The organism is Actinomadura fulvescens, from assembly GCF_039533225.1.
In the GTDB taxonomy this organism is placed as follows: domain Bacteria; phylum Actinomycetota; class Actinomycetes; order Streptosporangiales; family Streptosporangiaceae; genus Spirillospora; species Spirillospora fulvescens.
The window spans coordinates 386,072-401,756 of sequence record NZ_BAAATD010000008.1; the positions used below are offsets into that span (position 1 = coordinate 386,072).

A 15,685-nucleotide genomic window follows, 5' to 3' on the forward strand; every position below is an offset into this window, starting at 1 on the left:
ATGCGAAGATCGAGTTCGACAGAACCGAGACCAGACGACCGGGGGCGGATCATGACGCTGAACGAGAAGGCGCGCGCGCTCTTCGACACGACCAACTTCGTCACGATCGCCACCATCAATCCGGACGGGGCGCCGCAGGCCAGCATCGTCTGGGCCAAGGTCGACGGGGACCACATCCTCGTCTCGACCGCCAAGGGCCGCCGCAAGCACGCCAACATCCTGCGGGACCCGCGGGTCAACCTGACCACCTACGACCTGGCCGATCCGTACGTGTACGCCGAGGTCAGGGGCACCGCGACCGTCGAGGACGACCCGAGCGGCACGCTCATCCAGGAACTGTCACGGCGCTACACCGGCCAGCCTTGGCAGGAGCACGGCCCGGTCGACCGCGTGATCATCCGCGTGGCACCGGATCACGTCTACACCCGTTGAAACACCGGCGACAGCCGCGCGGGCGGGTGCCTATCCAATAACCTGACCGTGTGAGCTTGCGCCTTTACGACACCGGTACCCGTACCATCCGCACGTTCGAGCCCCTCGAAGAGGGCCGCGTGGGGATGTACGTGTGTGGTGCCACGCCGCAGGCCGCTCCGCATATCGGCCACCTCCGTTCGGGCGTCATCTACGACGTGCTGCTGCGCTGGCTGCTCCGTTCGGGCTACGAGGTGACCTTCGCCCGCAACGTCACCGACATCGACGACAAGATCCTCGACGTCGCCGCGAGGACGGGCGTGCCATGGTTCGCGGTGGCCGAGGGCAACCAGCGCGTCTTCGGCAAGGGCTACGACCTGCTCGGCTGCCTGCCGCCCACGATCGAGCCGCGGGCGACCGGTCACGTGCCCGAGATGATCGTGCTGATGCGCCGCCTGATCGAGAAGGGCCACGCGTACGCCTCGGGCGGCGACGTCTACTTCGACGTGGAGTCCTGGGCCGACCGCTACGGCGCGCTGTCCAACCAGAAGCTGGACCACATGCTCGTCCCGAACGACACCGACACCCCGGACTGCAAGCGCGACCCGCGGGACTTCGCGCTCTGGAAGGGCGTCAAGCCGGGCGAGCCGTACTGGGAGACTCCGTGGGGCGACGGCCGTCCCGGCTGGCACCTGGAGTGCTCGGCCATGGCGACCAAGTACCTCGGCGCCACGTTCGACATCCACGGCGGCGGCGTCGACCTGATCTTCCCGCACCACGAGAACGAGATCGCGCAGTCCCAGGCCGCCGGTGACGGCTTCGCCCGCTACTGGATGCACAACGGCCTGCTCACCGTCAACGGCGAAAAGATGAGCAAGTCGATCGGCAACGTGGTCCTCCTCCCCGACCTCCTGGCCAAGGCCCGCCCCGCCGAGATCCGCTACTACCTCACCGCCGCGCACTACCGGTCGCTGATGGACTACACCGACGCGGCTCTCACCGAGGCCGTCACCGCGTACCAGCGCATCGAGGGCTTCGCGATACGCGCCGCCGAGCTGGTGGGCAAGGCCGCGCCCGCCGACCTGCCCGCCCCGTTCGTCGCGGCCATGAACGACGACCTGGGCGTCCCGCAGGCCCTCGCGGTCGTCCACGAGACCGTCCGCGAAGGCAACAACGCCCTCGCCGCCAACGACGAGGCGGGGGCCCGCCGCCACCTGGCGGCCGTCCGGGCGATGACCGACGTCCTGGGTCTGGACCCGTTCTCGGAGACATGGTCCCGCAAGAGCGACGACGACCTGCGCCCGGTGGTCGACGCCTTGATCAAGGTGGCCCTGGAGCAGCGCCAGGCCGCCCGTGCCCGCAAGGACTACGCCGCCGCCGACACCATCCGCGACAGCCTCACCGAGGCGGGCATCGTCGTGGAGGACACGCCCCACGGCCCTCGCTGGGAACTGAAGCGCGACTAATCCCAGGTAAAATCGGATATTTGGGGGGCGTCCGGCCCCGCGGGGAGAGCAAGGGGCGAACGATGGCGAAGCGCAAGGGGAAGGGACCTACCCCCAAAGCCGAGGACCGGCACTGGCACGGCAGGCGGCAGAAGGCCAGGGCCGCCAAGAACGCCAAGCGCACCGGCACCCCGACCATGGGCCAGGGCAGCCGCGAGACCCGTCCCACGACCCGCCCCACCGGGCGCCGGCCCGAAGCTGACAGCCCCGAGCTCGTCACCGGCCGCAACCCAGTGGTCGAGGCCCTCCGCGCCGGCGTCCCCGGCACCGCCCTCTACGTGATGTCGGGCACCGACGAACGCATCCGCGAGTCGATCCAGATCGCGGCCGACCGCCGCATCCCCCTCCTGGAGTCCGGCAAGAACGAGCTGGACCGCCTCACCGACAACGCCGTCCACCAGGGCATAGCCCTGCAGGTCCGCCCCTACCGCTACGCCCACCCCGACGACCTCCTCAAGGGCACCGCACCCCTGATCGTCGCCCTGGACGGCATCACCGACCCCCGCAACCTGGGGGCGATCGTCCGTTCCGCCGCCGCCTTCGGCGCCACAGGCGTAGTGGTCCCCGAACGCCGCGCCGCCGGCGTCACCGCGGGCGCCTGGAAGACCTCAGCGGGCACCCTGGCGTCCGTCCCCGTGGCCCAGGTCACCAACCTCACCCGCCAGCTGAAGGCCTACCAGCAGGCAGGCTGCTTCGTAGCGGGCCTCGACGCCCGAGGCAGCACCCCCATCTCGAACCTGGAAGTCGCCACCAACCCCTTCGTCCTGGTGGTCGGCTCAGAAGGCAAGGGCCTCGGCCGCCTGGTGGCCGACACCTGCGACATGCTGGTCACCATCCCGATGCCAGGCAGGGCGGAGTCCCTCAACGCCGGAGTGGCCGCAGGCATCGCCCTCTACGAGGTCTCCCGCCTCCGCACCTGATACCAGCAAGCGCCCGACCCGCAGAGTCGACTACGATGCGGGACGAGCAAGCCGGCGTAGCTCAATTGGCAGAGCATCTGTCTTGTAAACAGAAGGTTAGGGGTTCAAGTCCCCTCGCCGGCTCCCAGCTCAAAGGCCCCTTCCTATCACCGGAAGGGGCCTCTTGTTAGCGCCCTCGCAAACAGCAAGGCCCTCGCTGGCGCTCGGACAGCCTCATCGGGGTTGGACTCCGCCCCGACCCCTTCTGGACCTTGCAACCGCCTCCAGCTCCCCGGCGAGCGCCTAGCGGGCTGACCACCGAGGTGACGCGTACTGGTTGGACGGCGGCGCGGCAATCGCTGGCCGATCGGCTTCGCGAACTGCGTCTTGACGCGGGCCTGACCGGTCGCGCCCTTGCGGCGGCCGGTCATGCTCGCACCAAGGTCATAAGATCGAACATGCCTCCCGCGCTCCGAGCGCCCAAGACATCCAAACGCGGTGTCGCGGGACCAGACGGGCGACCTCATAGCGAGTCTGCGCGCCGTAGAAGGCGCGTTTGCGGAGTGGAAACGCCGCCAGCGCTACCGCGACCCAAGGCGTTGACCGAACATCGAGGCACAGACCCCCTGAACGGGGCCGCCGGGATGCCGGTCCTGACGACCCCAGCTGGGTTGCATCGTCGGTGATCGCTACCGGCACCCTGGCGAGGGTACCGAAGCGTCAGCTCGGGCAGTACAGCCGTGCCGCTTCACTCTGCGACCGCCGCATATCCCCCAGCTGGTAATTGTGGACTGCCTCGGTTCGATAGGTCTCCCAGCCAGGCGCCTTCGAGCACGGAATGGACACCTTGAACTGGAAATGAGTACCCTTCTTCTTGGCGACGTACTTGCTCTGCTTGCTGTGCCGCGTGCAGGACCAGGCGCCGAGGGCCTTGTGCTTGCAGAGCATCACTTCGAAGAAGATGTACTGACGTTTCTTGCAGCTGATGCTTCCATAACCGACGACCTTTGCCTTCTTTCCCTTTCCGGAGAGCGCAGGCCGCCAGGTACGGAGCGTGCACGACTTCTTCGCGGCTGCCGCGGAGAGCGTCGCGTTCTGTTCCAGCGTTTGCGTCGTCGCCGCGACCGAGGTCCCCGCGACATGGTTGCGCTGGCCGCCGTCCCCGCTGATCGCGGAAGTGGCCAGGACCCCCGCCGCTATCGCCGTGCAGGCCGCCCCCGAGGCGCTGACCGCCATCATCTTTCGTCTCACCTTGTAAGCCCCTTCCAGTCGCCTTCCCTACCTGACGAAGAAAATAGAAAAGCCCGATCACCGTCCCTAGGGCCCTAGGACCCCGCTCGGCCCAGTCCGGGACCTCAAAACACGCTCGGGTCTCGCCGTCTGCAAGAGTCCCGCGCAGTCCTCTATGAACGGACGCGCCAGAGCCGCGCGGGCAGGCAGGGAGCTGCGGGGGAGGTCACCGACACCGCGCCCGCCGCATGTCCGGCGTCCTCCAGCAGGTCCAAGGTGGCCCAGGTTGGTGGTGACGTGGCGGATCCGGTCGGGCCGTCAAAGCGGATGACAGCGTGGAAGTGCACGACGCCGCGTCGTTGGTATTCGGCGACTTTGGCGAACGAAACGGTCAGCGCTTCACAGGGTCGATCGATCTTGGGGCGTCGTCACCTCGCGGGTTCCCGACGAATTCATTGCCAACCGGGTGAACGAGTTCAAGCCAGAGGGCTTCGCGGCCCTTTGGACTCCCTCGTCGCGGAGCGCTCCTTCACGCGGAACGATCTCGGCGTTCGTGCTACTCCCCATCGGGGGCGAGGGTGCGGGGACGTGCCAAGGCGGGTGCTACCAAGAGCTCTGGATGGTGTGCCGGATGTCGCGGGGCTGCCGCGTCTCAAACGCGCGGTTGACCTGGTGGGGGTTGATAGGGCGTCCCGACGGGTGGTGAACGTGGCGACTGGCGATACGGGCTGCCCTCTTTGCTGAGGTTCGATCCCACTGCGGCTTTGTGGCGCCCAGTCGTTCATGGATGCCTCGGTGGTCAGGCAGCTAGCTTTCGCGATGATGCGTGCATCACCCGAAGGGCCGGCTCCTTGTGGGGAGTCGGCCCTTCGTCGTTCTTGGGCAATCCACTTCTGGGCATCTCAGGTAGTGGGAGTCGTCGCTGAGCCTATTTGTCCTTCTGGTATTTGGGGTGGTGCTTGAGTGATTTATGTGGTGCTGTGGATTTGCGTTGCAGGGCTTGCTGGTTGCAGGTGTTTTTAGTGGAGGGTTTTGTGTAGTTCGGTGGCGAACTTTTCGGGGTGGATGATGTAGCCGGTGTGGCCGCCTGGGAAGGTCAGTGGTGGTTTGGTGCCTAGGGCTTGGGTCAGTGCGTGGACTTCGCGCTTCATGCCCTTGCCCGCGTACTTTCCGTGGATGGGGACGATTTTCGAGTTGACGGCCCGCAGTTTGGCCAGCGGGATGTGGTATCCGAGGATCTCGCGGATCTCATGGCCTAGGAAGAATCCGTCGTTCTTCTTGAGCCGGGCCGCTCGTTCGGGAGTGAGTGGGGGTGCGGGCGGGGCGCCGGGCTCCACCTCGTCATCGTCGTTGGTCCCGGCGATGAAGGTGAGCATGGCCAGGTCGCTGTTGCGGGTGATGCGGTACACGGCGTTTGCCGCTTTCCCGACTTTGCGTACTCTCGCGCATTCCTTGGCGCCGCCCATCTCGCAGACGGCGGGTTCATGGGGGACGACCGTCTTGAGCAGTTCGGGATGGCGGGCGGTCAGCTCCAGCAGTACGGTGCCGCCGCCGCTGCTGCCGAGTGCGTGTGCGGGGCCGCCCCCTACGTGCTTGAGCAGTGCGGCGGCGTCTTCGGCGTGCCGGCGGATGGTGATCCATCCGGCGGGCTTGGTGAGCCTGCTGCGGGAGCTGCCGCGGCGGTCGTAGGTGACGACGCGGAAGGAGCGGGTGAGATGGGCCCGGAGGCGGTGCCAGTCGTCGGCCTCGCCGGTCCCGGCGTGGATCATCAGGAGCGTCGGCCCGGTGCCTGCGACCTCGTAGTACAGCCGTGCGCCGGGGACCGCCAGGTAGCCGCTGGGCGCCACCGTGGTCTCGGCGATCGCGTTGCCGCCGGGTGTGGTCAGAACGAGGCACACCGCCGCGGTTCTAAGAAACCGAAGGGATCTGGTCATGAGGTCCATTGCAGTTCCTGATGCTGGGGCGGAGGTAGTCCTATAGGTCATACGCGTCATGACTTTCGTCATGACTTCACTGGCTCGGCGTACGTGTTAGGCGCCACGGCCTTACGGTTCATCACAATGAGGCATGTCTTTTCCGGGTCTACGCGCGATGTGGCCTTCGACGTTGTGGTGGTTTGCACTGCGGGGACGTTCGTAGGCGCTTCACTGCTGGGTCCGCCTCCGGTAGCGGAACTGGACTACAGCGGGGTGGCCGCCTTAGGCGAGGTCGCTCTCGTCCTGGCCCTGCTGTGGCGGCGGCAGGCTCCGCTGGCGGTCGCCTGGGCCGTGATGGCCGGTACGGCCGCCGTGGCGATCGTGGAGGTCACCGCCCCGGGAACACTGGTTCGCGCGATCGTGGGTGCCGACCCGGCTCTGTGGGTGCCGGCGGCTGCTCCGTTCGCCGCCTATGCCTCTCTGGCGTTCGGCCGCAATCGGGTCGCGTGGGTGCCGGTGGTCGTCCTGACGGTCATCGCGACCCAGCCGTGGGATCCCGACGGTGCCCGGATCACCAGCGCCGTCCTGCTCGTCGCGGGGCCGGCGCTTGTCGGGGCCCACACCGCCGCGCGCAGACGGCTGCTCCAAGGCCGCATCAAGGAGGCGCTGGCCGACGAACGGGCACGGCTGGCCGCCGAGATGCATGACGTGGTCACTCACCGGGTGAGTCTCATGGTGCTGCAGGCCGGCACGATGAGCCTGTGCTCGGAGGACGAGACCACGCGGGCGAACGCCGAGCAACTGCGCGCTCTCGGCTGTCACGCTCTTGAGGAGTTGCGCGATCTCTTAGGGGTCCTCCGCGGCCCGGAGGTCCCCGATTTCGGCGGAACGGAGACGCAACGGGCGCCTGTCCCTCGGCTCGAACCGCTGATCGTCGCGTCGCGGTCGATCGGCACATCGGTGGAGCTGATCGAGGAGGGCGATCCATCGCTGGCCGCCCCGGTGATCGCCCGAACCGCCTACCGGATCGTCGAGGAAGCACTGACGAACGTTCACAAGCACGCGCCCGGTGCTCGCGTTCGTGCGCAGGTACGGTACGGCGCCCAGACCGTTCGGCTGACCGTCCACAACAGCCCGCCACCAGATGGCGAGCACGCCACGCTCGCCGCGACCGGATCTGGCACTGGGCTGCCGGCGCTACGGCGACGAGTCGAGCTGGTCGGAGGCAGCCTGCAAGCCGGCTCGGCCCCGGACGGCGGGTTCAGCGTCGACGCGACTCTTCCGTCCCATGTCCCGACCCGGGAAGGACCCGAGCGTGGATAAGGCGACCCGAATCCTGATCGTCGACGACGAACCCATGGTGTGCGTCTACCTGGGCACGATCCTCAACACAGCGGACGACCTGGAGGTCGTCGACACCGTGCACGACGGCGCCGCCGCGGTCGAATCTGCCGTCCGCCACCGGCCGGACATCGTGCTCATGGATCTGCGGATGCCCGGGGTGGACGGATTCACGGCGATCGAGCACATCACCGCGATGCGCAGGCCCCCGACGGTGGTCGCGCTCACCACATTCGACGCCGACCACTATGTGCTGCGTGCGCTGCATGCGGGAGCGGCCGGATTCCTGCTCAAGTCCATCCCGCCGAAGGACCTGATCGACCTCATGCGGGTGGCCGCCAAGGGGCACACGGTGCTCTCCACTCCGGCCACCAGCCGGCTGCTGGCCGCCACGGGCCGGCACCGGACCATGCGGGACGGTGCGCAGACTCTGATCGACAAGCTGACCGGCCGAGAGGCCGAAGTGCTGGCCTGTCTGGGCGAAGGACTGACCAACGCGCAAATCGCCAGACGCCTTTGCCTGACCGAGGGCACCGTGAAAAACCACATCTCGCGAGTACTGGACAAGCTCCAGTGCACCAACCGCACCCAGGCCGGTCTCCTCGCCCACCAGGCCGGCATGTACCCCCGCTGACGCATCACGACGACAAGCCCTCGGTGAGAGCGCGATGGCGACGTCCGTCCCGATGTGTCTGAGGGGCGGTTGTTTGATGTGCGTCGGACGGTTCGTTTTGGCTTCTCCGGGGTGCAGGAGGTCCGTCTGGTGAGCATGGACGGTGGCGGGTGAGACCGTGCACCGGGGCGGTTAGCGGCCTGTGAGGTTGACCCTGCCGATGGGTGGCTTCGGTGACGTGAACGCGATCGATTCGGATGCGTTCGGGTGTCAGGCGCGGGCAGTCACTCGTTCTGTCAGGCCTGGACCGTGCCGCCGTCAGCGGGGACGAGTTATGGCCGGGTGAAACTTCAATTACGTCTTACAGTAAGAAAAGAGCATATTGACTCGATATAAAGTGCATCGCATACTCGACAGCAGTCAGTTGATCTCCTGAGGAGCATACGCGGAACGCCCTTTGTGCTGCCCGGACGGCGGCATGCCTTTCTGGTAATTCCGCGTATGCCGCGTTGCCTGCCATCGAGGAGCGGTCAATGGAACGGCTTGCCTAATGTCCGACGGAATGGTCCGGAGGACGGATTGACACCGCCCGCGATGAAGCTGAACAGCTTCGATGAATGGTCGCCGCTTCGTGAAGTCGTCCTCGGCTCGGCGGTCAACTACACCTCGCACGAGGTCGAGCTCTCCTTCGAGCTCTTCTTCCACGATCACATGCCGTTCGACCAGATGTACTACCCGCGCCATGTGCCGCGCGACGACGCGGGTCAGGGACCGCGCGACGACGCGGGTCAGGGACCGCGCGACGACGGGGGTCAGGGACCGGGTGCGTCCGGCGCCTCAAAGATCAAGCAGCAGTACGTGGACGAGCTGAACGAGGACGTCGAGGGCATCGCCGAGCTGCTGGCGTCCATGTCGATCGTGGTGCACCGGCCGCTGCCGCTCGCCGATCCCTGCACTGTACGGACCCCGGCCTGGTCGGCGGCCGTGGTCCCGCCGCTGAACCTGCGGGACAACACCCTGATCATCGGGGACGAGATCATCGAGACCCCGCCGCTGATCCGCGCCCGCTACTTCGAGACCCAGTTCCTCACGCCGGTGTTCGCCGAGTACTTCCGCAGGGGCGCGCGATGGACGGTGATGCCCCGGCCGATGATGACCGACATGTCGTTCGACCTGTCCTACGCCACCCGCGAGCCCGTCGTGGAACCGATCGCCGACCCGTGGCCGTCGCCGTACGACACCGGCCACGAGATGATGTTCGACGGCGCGCAGTGCCTGCGGCTCGGCCGGGACCTCATCGCGAACGTCGCCACCGCCAACCATGCTCTGGCCTGCGACTGGCTCGAACGGCATCTGGAGGGCCGCGTCCGCGTACACCGCGTCGGCCTGGTGGACAGCCATATCGACAGCGCGGTCCTGGCGCTGCGTCCCGGACTGCTGCTGGTGCGCTCGCCCGATCTGGCGGGGAAACTGCCCGAGCCGCTGCGCCGCTGGGACATGATCTTCCCGCCGGAGCCGGACGAGAACAACTTCCCGGCCTACGACGCGGACGATCTCGTCCTCACCACGCGCTACATCGACCTCAACGTGCTGTCCATCGACCCGGAGACGGTCATGGTCAACTCGGCGTGCCCGGAGCTGATGCGGACGCTGGAGAAGCACCGTTTCACCGTCGTCCCCTTCCGCCACCGGCACCGCCGGCTGTTCGGGGGCGGCCTTCACTGCTTCACGCTCGACACGGTCCGCGAGGGCTCCGGGCCCGAGGACTACCTCTATGGCTGAGACGAGACCGGGCGGCCTGACGGACCCGTCCCTGGGGGAGCACATGGACATCGAGGAAACGATCAAGAAGGTTCTCGTGGCGGACCTGTTCGTGGACGCTCCGCTGACCGACATCGACGACCAGGAGAGCCTGCGCAACATCTACGGGCTCGACTCGATCGGCTTCACGGAGCTGCGCGTCCAGTGCGAGGACCTCTTCCAGATCGAGATCTCGGACGAGGACTTCGCGCCCGAGCATTTCCGGACGGTGGCCAGCCTTGCCGCGCTGATCCGGCGACTGCGGACGGAGCAGGCATGAGCGGGCCGTCTGGGCAGGCAGGCGTGAGTGGGCCGTCCGCGGAAGCAGGCGTGGGCGGGCCTTCCGGGGAGGCAGGCGTGGGCGGTGCAGCTGGTTGTGAGCTGCATCTTGATCATTACGGCGGCCGGAGGCTGCCGTTCGAGCAGCTGGGCGGCCGTGGTGTGCGGATGCGCCTGGCCGAGACCTCGGGGGAACGAGCGGGCACGCCCTTCGAGGTGATCGACGCGAGCGGCGGCTATGCCAGCGCCTGCCTGGGGGCCGGACACGCGGTGGTGCGCCGGGCTCTCACCCGGGCGGCCGACGATCTCGGGTACACGACCGACGAGATCGCGGCATCGGAACGGACACTGCTGCTCGCTGAGACGTTGGGTGCTCGTGGGTTGTGGCGCGACCATTTCCCACCCGGCGACTACCACGTGAGCGGCCGTAACTCCGGTTCGGAAGGGATGGAACTGGCGCTGCGACTCGTTCTGGAGACCCGTTTCGACAGGCGGACGCTGCGCCCTGGCCGAGGCATGGGCAGGGACGTGATTCTGGCTTTCGAGGGAGCCTGGCATGGCTGGACGGGGACGCTGACGACCCTGCTGAACCGCCGGCACTACCGCGTCGGGCTTCCGGCACCGGCCGTGGACGGCCCGTACGGCCTGCGGGTGCAGTTCGTGCCGTTCGGCCTGGCGGAGGCCGTACGTACCTTCTTCGCCGAGAACGGGCACCGGGTGCTCGCCGTCGTCGTCGAGCCGGTGCAGGGGGACGCCGGAGTGCTGCTTCCCCCGGCGGGTTACCTCCGGGAACTGGCGGACCTGGCGCGGGAACACGGGGCGCTGCTGGTGGCCGACGAGGTGCTGACCTTCGCCAAGACGGGCCGCTTCTTCGCCATGGCCGACGAACTGGGGCCGATCCCGACCGACGTCACGGTGATCGGCAAGAGCCTGGGCATGGGGGTGCTGTCGACGTCGATGGTCATCGCGCGCCGTGCGCTGTCCGTTCGCCCCTCGGGCGCGGTCGCCACGTCCGATCTGCGGCCGCTGACCTGCGCCGTGATCCGCGACGGCCTGCGTTTCATCGTGGTCAGGCAATTGCTGGAGCGGTCGGCCGCGCTCGGGGACGCGCTGGAGAGGCTGTTGCGGCGGGAGGTGCTCGACGAGTTCCCCGATCTGTATCGGGACCTACGGGGCACCGGTGTGCTGTACGGGCTGGAGCTGACGGAACGCGCCGCCGAACACCTCGACGAACTGCGGCGCTCGCTGATCCGCGCGGGCACCTACGTGGAGTTCATGGCGGGGGCCGGACGCCGGTCGCACGGGCTGCCGTACGTGTTCCCGACCATGCGGGTCGCGCCGCCGCTGGTCACGAGGCCGGACGACCTGGAGCGCCTGGTGGCCGGCATCCGCGCGGGCTCGGCGAAGTTCCAGAACGCGCTGTCGGACCACTACGCGGGCGACCACAGGTGACGTGAGGATGGGCTCGCTGCGGATCGCACGGTACAGGGTCGAGCACGTCGACACGGACGCCGCCGGCGTCGTGCACTTCACCCGTTACGCGTCGTGGTTCGAGTCGGCGGTCCTGGAGAACCTCGACGGCCTCGGCCTCGGCCTCGGAGTCGCACCGCTCGCCGAACGTGACCTCGTCCCGGCCGTGACGGAACTAACGATGAAGTACGTACGCTCCGCCCGCTTCATGGACCGGATCGAGGTGCGGGTACGAGTCGCACATGTCGGCGGGGCGTCGTTCCGGTTCGCGGGAGAGGTACGGCACGGCGACGAGCCACTGATCGCCGGAGCCGAAAGCCGGACCGGCGGCGACGACGCCCCCGGCCCGTTCATCGAGGACCGGACGTTGCTGGCCGCCGGGACGCTCGCGTGGTGCCTCGTCAACGGCACCGGCGGGGCGGCGGCCAGGCTGCCCGGCCCCTTCCGGGAGAAGCTGCGGGACCACATGGAGGAGAGCGCCCGATGACCGACGCCACCGCCCCGGCGAGCAACGACGCAACCGCGGCGAGCGACACCACCTCCGCGGCGAGCGACGCCACCTCCGCGACGAGCAGCGACGCATCCGCGGCCGCCGACACCGACACCACCCTCGGATTCACCGAGATCAAGGGATGGCTCCGCCATCGCCATCCGATGATTTACATCGACCGGGTGCTCGACCACCGGCCGGGCGAGTACCTGCGCAGCATGCTCGCGGTTTCGGGGACGATGGACAGCATCGCCGGTCACTTCCCGGAGCGGGCGATCTACCCCGGCAGCCACCTGATCCAGGCGTTCGCCCAGTCGGGCATCATCCTCTACCAGATGAGCACGTCGGTTCTCCGGGACGACGAGCTGACGCTCATCGGCTCCGTGCACTGCAAGTTCCACAAGATCGTCGTGGTCGGCGACCAGGTGATCTTCGATGTGCGCTGCGACCGGATCATCGGCAACACCTTCCACTTCTCCTGCCGTGCCACCGTCGAGGACAAGCCGGCCGCGGCGTTCCGTGGATCGCTCATCCGCGTCACCGTCGAGCAGTTGGGCCGGCAGCTGTGGTGAACGTCTGCGTCACCGGGATGGCTTGGTCGACCGCCTTGGGCACCGGCATGACGGAAGTGTGGCGCCGTCTACTGAACGGAGAGACCGGCATCACCGAGGTGCCGTCGGAACACCGGCTGCGCAGCGTCCTGGCGGCACCGGTGACGGTGTCCACCGAGACTCCGAATCCATCCGCCCGGCAGCGTGCGCTGGCGTACGACACGATGACGCGAGCCTGGGCCGACGCCGGATTCCAAACCCCCGATGTCCCCCCAGGCGATGACCGCCGACGCGGTGACCGCCGACGCGGTGACCGCCTAGGCGGTCACCGCCTGGACGACGAGCCGTACGTGGTCGTCGGTACGAGCTTCGGCGCTCATCTCGACGACGAGGATGCACCCCTGGACCGGTGGGCCGTAGAGGTGGCCCGCGACATGGGGATGAGCCGGCCGCCGGTCGTGGTCAGCACGGCGTGCTCGTCCGGTTCGGACGCCATCGCCGTCGGGGCGGCGCTGCTCAGGTCCGGCGCCGCGAACGTCTGTTGCTGTGCCGGTGTGGACGTGCTGTCCCCGGCCAAACGGCTAGGGCACAGCGCTCTGGGAACGATGTCGCCTACCCTGCTGCGCGCCTTCGACCGGCGGGCCGACGGGACGGTGCTGGGGGAGGGCGGCGGCTGTCTGGTCTTGGAGACCGAACAGTCCGCGCGGTTGCGCGGCGCCGTTCCGTACGCCGTCGTGCTCGGAGCGGGAGCGGCCAACGACGGCGCGGGCATGACCGCACCGGACCCGTCAGGCGACAGCGTGGTGCGCGCCGTCCGGCGGTCACTGACCGGCACAGGCTTCGGCCTGGGCGATGTGACCGTCGTCAACGCCCACGCAACGGGCACGCCCGCCAACGACGCCGTGGAGACCGCGAGCCTGGCCCGGCTCTTCACCGCGAAGGACCGTCCTGTCGTCTTCGCGACAAAGGGGGCCTTCGGTCACAGCCTCGGCGCCACGGGCGCGGTCGAGGCCATCGCCGTCATCCTCGCTCTCCGGGACGGCTGCGCGCCGCCCGTGAACGGACTGCGGCACGGGCCGGACGGATTCGCCCCGCCGATCCCGACCGGCCGTCCGGCCTCGGTGGAACGGGGCGTAGGCCTCAGCCTGAGCCTCGGCTTCGGGGGCTTCATCACCTGCCTCGCGTTCGGTCCGGCCGCCTGGAATCGCAATGATCACCTGGGATGACGCCAAGGAGATGCAGGTGCTCGGCGACGGACTGGCCGAAACAGCGGACCTCGCCTCTGCAAGCCGTGCCCGGACCTCCTTCTACGCCGACCCGGTTGCATGGCTTGTGGTGGACGCGCTTGAACGCGCACTGGAGCAGGCGGACAAACGGGCCCAGGCGGCCTGTGCCGAGACAGGGGTGCTGGCCGTCAGCGCGTACGGCACGCGGCACACAATGGGAACGATCGCCCGGCAGGTCCCACGTGGCAGGGTGTCGCCGCTGCGGTTCGCCGGAGCGAGTCCCGGTTCGCTCGCCGGCCTCGCGTGCATCGTTCTCGGTTTCCGCGGCCCGAGTCTCCTTCTCTGCATGCCACCCGAGACGGCACGACCGGTCGCCCTATCAATCGCGTCGAACTGGATGACGACCGGCCTATGCGAGTACGTCGCCGTGGCCGAGCACACCGTGACCAAGAACGTCCACACCGCGACCGAGGACGTAGGCGGGGCCGTTCATGCTGTGCGTGGGTGGATCGTCCAGTGGCGTGGGGGTCGGGCTTCCGGGGCGGGCGGCTTCTGATGGAGGGAGCCGGCCTGCCGTTCAAGAGTGAGGAGGCGGAGGCCTACTTTTCGGAACGCGCCATCGACCTGGAGCCATGGCCTGAGCCGCAGGCCACCGTTCCCGAGATCGCGGACTTGTTCACCGAAGTGCTGCCTCGGCCGGGCGCTGTCGTGCTGCTCGCTCTGCCGAGCGGAACGATGCTGCTGCGGCACCTGCTCGGCGCGGTGTACGGCGGGGCGGTGCCGGTTCCCATTCCTGTGGGGACGCCTCCGGCTCGGGTGCGCGGGCTCGCCCATCGTTTCGGCGCGAGCCTGCTGGTCACGCCGCGTAGGCGCGCGGGGCAGGATGCCGGTTCGCGGATCGTGGGCGGCGCCCAGATCACGCCGCTGCGCGCGCCTCATGCCCATCACCCCTCCGGCGGCGTGATCATCCTGACCTCGGGCACGTCGGGAATCTTCAGCGGCTGCCTGCACCGTTCCTCGTCCCTGCTGGGCAACGCGGCGATGCATGCCGCGTCGGTCGGGCTCGGCCAGGCGGACACGATCCTCGTCATGCTGCCCCTGCATTTCTCGTACGCACTCGTGGCCCAGGCGCTGGCGGGGCTGGTGACCGGAGCCCGCTTGATCATCTGTGGTCCGCCGCACACGAGCGCACGGTTCGCCGACGCGGTTCGCCGCCACCGGGTGACCAGTACGTCGCTGACACCCTTCTTCATGCGACGGCTGATCGGAGGACACGAGCCAGAGACACTGCGCATGCTGACGATCGGAGGCGACGCGCTGCCTGCGACCGACGTCGCGCGCCTGCTGGAGCTGCGGCCCGGCCGCGAGCTCTACATCACCTACGGGCTGACGGAGGCGGGGCCGAGAGTCGCCACCCTCGCCGCGCACGCGGAGCCGCCCCACCGCTACGCCTCCGTCGGCCGTCCAATGGACGGGGTGAAGGTCGCGTTGCGCAAGGTGCGCGGCCAACCCGACGCGGTCGGAGAACTGCTCGTCAGCTCCGACACGGTGCTGGTGCGCAAGGTCGGAGTGCCCCAGGGACGGCCCGCCGACTGTTTCGCCGGACCCGGAACGATCGCGACCGGCGACCTGTTCCGCATCGACTCCGACGGTTACCTCTACTTCGCCGGCAGGCTGACCGACCCTCTCGTCGTCGACGGAGTCAAGGTGTCGCTGGAGTCGGTGAGGTCGCTCGCGGCGGCCCAGCCCGGAGTCGCGAGAGCCACGATCAGCGTGCGCCGGGACGCGCCTGACGAGGGGTACTTCGACCTCGAACTCGAAATGGACGACCCCACCCGGGAGTCCGCGCACCGCGTCCGGGACGCCCTCTACCGCCGACTGCTTCGTGCGGAACGCCCCCGCCGGATCACCGTCGTTCCCGTCCGCGAAGACGTCCCCAAGTGACCCGGTGCGT

16 protein-coding genes and 1 tRNA gene are annotated in these 15,685 nt (G+C 68.3%); 14 read left to right on the forward strand and 3 right to left on the reverse strand.

Annotated elements, in window-relative coordinates; genetic code table 11:
* Nucleotides 1-51: 51 nt before the first annotated feature.
* The 4 genes from ABD333_RS29505 to ABD333_RS29520 all read left to right on the forward strand — a co-directional run bounded on the left by ABD333_RS29505 (nucleotide 52) and on the right by ABD333_RS29520 (nucleotide 2,959).
* Entirely contained in the window at nucleotides 52-432 is a 381-nt protein-coding gene (locus tag ABD333_RS29505) for a PPOX class F420-dependent oxidoreductase (RefSeq protein ID WP_344545785.1), read from the forward strand.
* A 50-nt stretch (nucleotides 433-482) separates the two neighbouring features.
* The gene (gene cysS, locus ABD333_RS29510; protein WP_344545786.1) at nucleotides 483-1,877 is read left to right on the forward strand and encodes a cysteine--tRNA ligase; all 1,395 of its coding nucleotides are present in this window, start codon (nucleotides 483-485) and stop codon (nucleotides 1,875-1,877) included.
* A 62-nt stretch (nucleotides 1,878-1,939) separates the two neighbouring features.
* Nucleotides 1,940-2,836 carry a 23S rRNA (guanosine(2251)-2'-O)-methyltransferase RlmB gene (gene rlmB, locus ABD333_RS29515; protein WP_344545787.1) on the forward strand — a complete coding sequence of 299 codons (897 nt, stop codon included), beginning with the start codon at nucleotides 1,940-1,942 and terminating at the stop codon, nucleotides 2,834-2,836.
* A 50-nt stretch (nucleotides 2,837-2,886) separates the two neighbouring features.
* Nucleotides 2,887-2,959: transfer RNA gene (locus tag ABD333_RS29520), tRNA-Thr, on the forward strand.
* 576 nt (nucleotides 2,960-3,535) lie between these two features.
* On the opposite strand, the gene ABD333_RS29525 is transcribed toward ABD333_RS29520, so the two are convergent.
* The 3 genes from ABD333_RS29525 to ABD333_RS29535 all read right to left on the reverse strand — a co-directional run bounded on the left by ABD333_RS29525 (nucleotide 3,536) and on the right by ABD333_RS29535 (nucleotide 5,943).
* Entirely contained in the window at nucleotides 3,536-4,054 is a 519-nt protein-coding gene (locus tag ABD333_RS29525; protein ID WP_344545788.1) for a hypothetical protein, read from the reverse strand.
* Between the two features lie 164 nt (nucleotides 4,055-4,218).
* Entirely contained in the window at nucleotides 4,219-4,461 is a 243-nt protein-coding gene (locus ABD333_RS29530; protein ID WP_344545842.1) for a replication initiator, read from the reverse strand.
* Nucleotides 4,462-5,064: 603 nt separating this feature from the next.
* A complete protein-coding gene (locus tag ABD333_RS29535; protein ID WP_344545789.1) occupies nucleotides 5,065-5,943 on the reverse strand; it encodes an alpha/beta fold hydrolase in 879 nt (292 codons plus the stop codon).
* Between the two features lie 291 nt (nucleotides 5,944-6,234).
* Between ABD333_RS29535 and ABD333_RS29540 the strand changes: the two genes are divergently transcribed.
* The 10 genes from ABD333_RS29540 to ABD333_RS29585 all read left to right on the forward strand — a co-directional run bounded on the left by ABD333_RS29540 (nucleotide 6,235) and on the right by ABD333_RS29585 (nucleotide 15,675).
* A complete protein-coding gene (locus ABD333_RS29540) occupies nucleotides 6,235-7,284 on the forward strand; it encodes a sensor histidine kinase (RefSeq protein ID WP_344545790.1) in 1,050 nt (349 codons plus the stop codon).
* Nucleotides 7,277-7,936 (forward strand): response regulator, encoded by a 660-nt coding sequence (locus tag ABD333_RS29545; protein WP_344545791.1) that lies wholly within the window; start codon nucleotides 7,277-7,279, stop codon nucleotides 7,934-7,936. The genes ABD333_RS29540 and ABD333_RS29545 overlap by 8 nt, the downstream gene beginning before the upstream one ends.
* Nucleotides 7,937-8,509: 573 nt before the next feature.
* Entirely contained in the window at nucleotides 8,510-9,697 is a 1,188-nt protein-coding gene (locus ABD333_RS29550; protein WP_344545792.1) for a glycine amidinotransferase, read from the forward strand.
* Nucleotides 9,690-9,995 carry an acyl carrier protein gene (locus tag ABD333_RS29555; RefSeq protein ID WP_344545793.1) on the forward strand — a complete coding sequence of 102 codons (306 nt, stop codon included), beginning with the start codon at nucleotides 9,690-9,692 and terminating at the stop codon, nucleotides 9,993-9,995. The genes ABD333_RS29550 and ABD333_RS29555 overlap by 8 nt, the downstream gene beginning before the upstream one ends.
* Nucleotides 9,996-10,072: 77 nt before the next feature.
* Nucleotides 10,073-11,446: an aminotransferase class III-fold pyridoxal phosphate-dependent enzyme gene (locus ABD333_RS29560; RefSeq protein WP_344545794.1), complete on the forward strand. Its 1,374-nt coding sequence runs from the start codon at nucleotides 10,073-10,075 to the stop codon at nucleotides 11,444-11,446.
* Nucleotides 11,447-11,453: 7 nt separating this feature from the next.
* Nucleotides 11,454-11,951, forward strand: a complete 498-nt coding sequence (locus tag ABD333_RS29565) for an acyl-CoA thioesterase (RefSeq protein WP_344545795.1) — start codon at nucleotides 11,454-11,456, stop codon at nucleotides 11,949-11,951.
* Complete coding sequence (locus ABD333_RS29570) at nucleotides 11,948-12,526, forward strand: 3-hydroxyacyl-ACP dehydratase FabZ family protein (RefSeq protein WP_344545796.1); 579 nt, start codon at nucleotides 11,948-11,950, stop codon at nucleotides 12,524-12,526. Before ABD333_RS29565 ends, ABD333_RS29570 begins: the two co-directional genes overlap by 4 nt.
* A complete protein-coding gene (locus ABD333_RS29575; protein WP_344545797.1) occupies nucleotides 12,523-13,731 on the forward strand; it encodes a beta-ketoacyl synthase N-terminal-like domain-containing protein in 1,209 nt (402 codons plus the stop codon). Before ABD333_RS29570 ends, ABD333_RS29575 begins: the two co-directional genes overlap by 4 nt.
* Nucleotides 13,715-14,287 (forward strand): beta-ketoacyl synthase N-terminal-like domain-containing protein, encoded by a 573-nt coding sequence (locus tag ABD333_RS29580; protein ID WP_344545798.1) that lies wholly within the window; start codon nucleotides 13,715-13,717, stop codon nucleotides 14,285-14,287. The genes ABD333_RS29575 and ABD333_RS29580 overlap by 17 nt, the downstream gene beginning before the upstream one ends.
* A complete protein-coding gene (locus ABD333_RS29585; protein ID WP_344545799.1) occupies nucleotides 14,236-15,675 on the forward strand; it encodes a class I adenylate-forming enzyme family protein in 1,440 nt (479 codons plus the stop codon). The genes ABD333_RS29580 and ABD333_RS29585 overlap by 52 nt, the downstream gene beginning before the upstream one ends.
* The last annotated feature ends 10 nt before the right edge of the window (nucleotides 15,676-15,685 follow it).

Excerpts from the sequence above, each read along its gene's own strand:
- ABD333_RS29505 (WP_344545785.1), top strand. The coding sequence starts at position 52 with ATGACGCTGAACGAGAAGGCGCGCGCGCTCTTCGACACGACCAACTTC.
- rlmB (WP_344545787.1), top strand. The coding sequence starts at position 1,940 with ATGGCGAAGCGCAAGGGGAAGGGACCTACCCCCAAAGCCGAGGACCGG.
- ABD333_RS29525 (WP_344545788.1), bottom strand. The coding sequence starts at position 4,054 with ATGATGGCGGTCAGCGCCTCGGGGGCGGCCTGCACGGCGATAGCGGCG.
- ABD333_RS29550 (WP_344545792.1), top strand. The coding sequence starts at position 8,510 with ATGAAGCTGAACAGCTTCGATGAATGGTCGCCGCTTCGTGAAGTCGTC.
- ABD333_RS29555 (WP_344545793.1), top strand. The coding sequence starts at position 9,690 with ATGGCTGAGACGAGACCGGGCGGCCTGACGGACCCGTCCCTGGGGGAG.
- ABD333_RS29565 (WP_344545795.1), top strand. The coding sequence starts at position 11,454 with ATGGGCTCGCTGCGGATCGCACGGTACAGGGTCGAGCACGTCGACACG.
- ABD333_RS29570 (WP_344545796.1), top strand. The coding sequence starts at position 11,948 with ATGACCGACGCCACCGCCCCGGCGAGCAACGACGCAACCGCGGCGAGC.
- ABD333_RS29580 (WP_344545798.1), top strand. The coding sequence starts at position 13,715 with ATGATCACCTGGGATGACGCCAAGGAGATGCAGGTGCTCGGCGACGGA.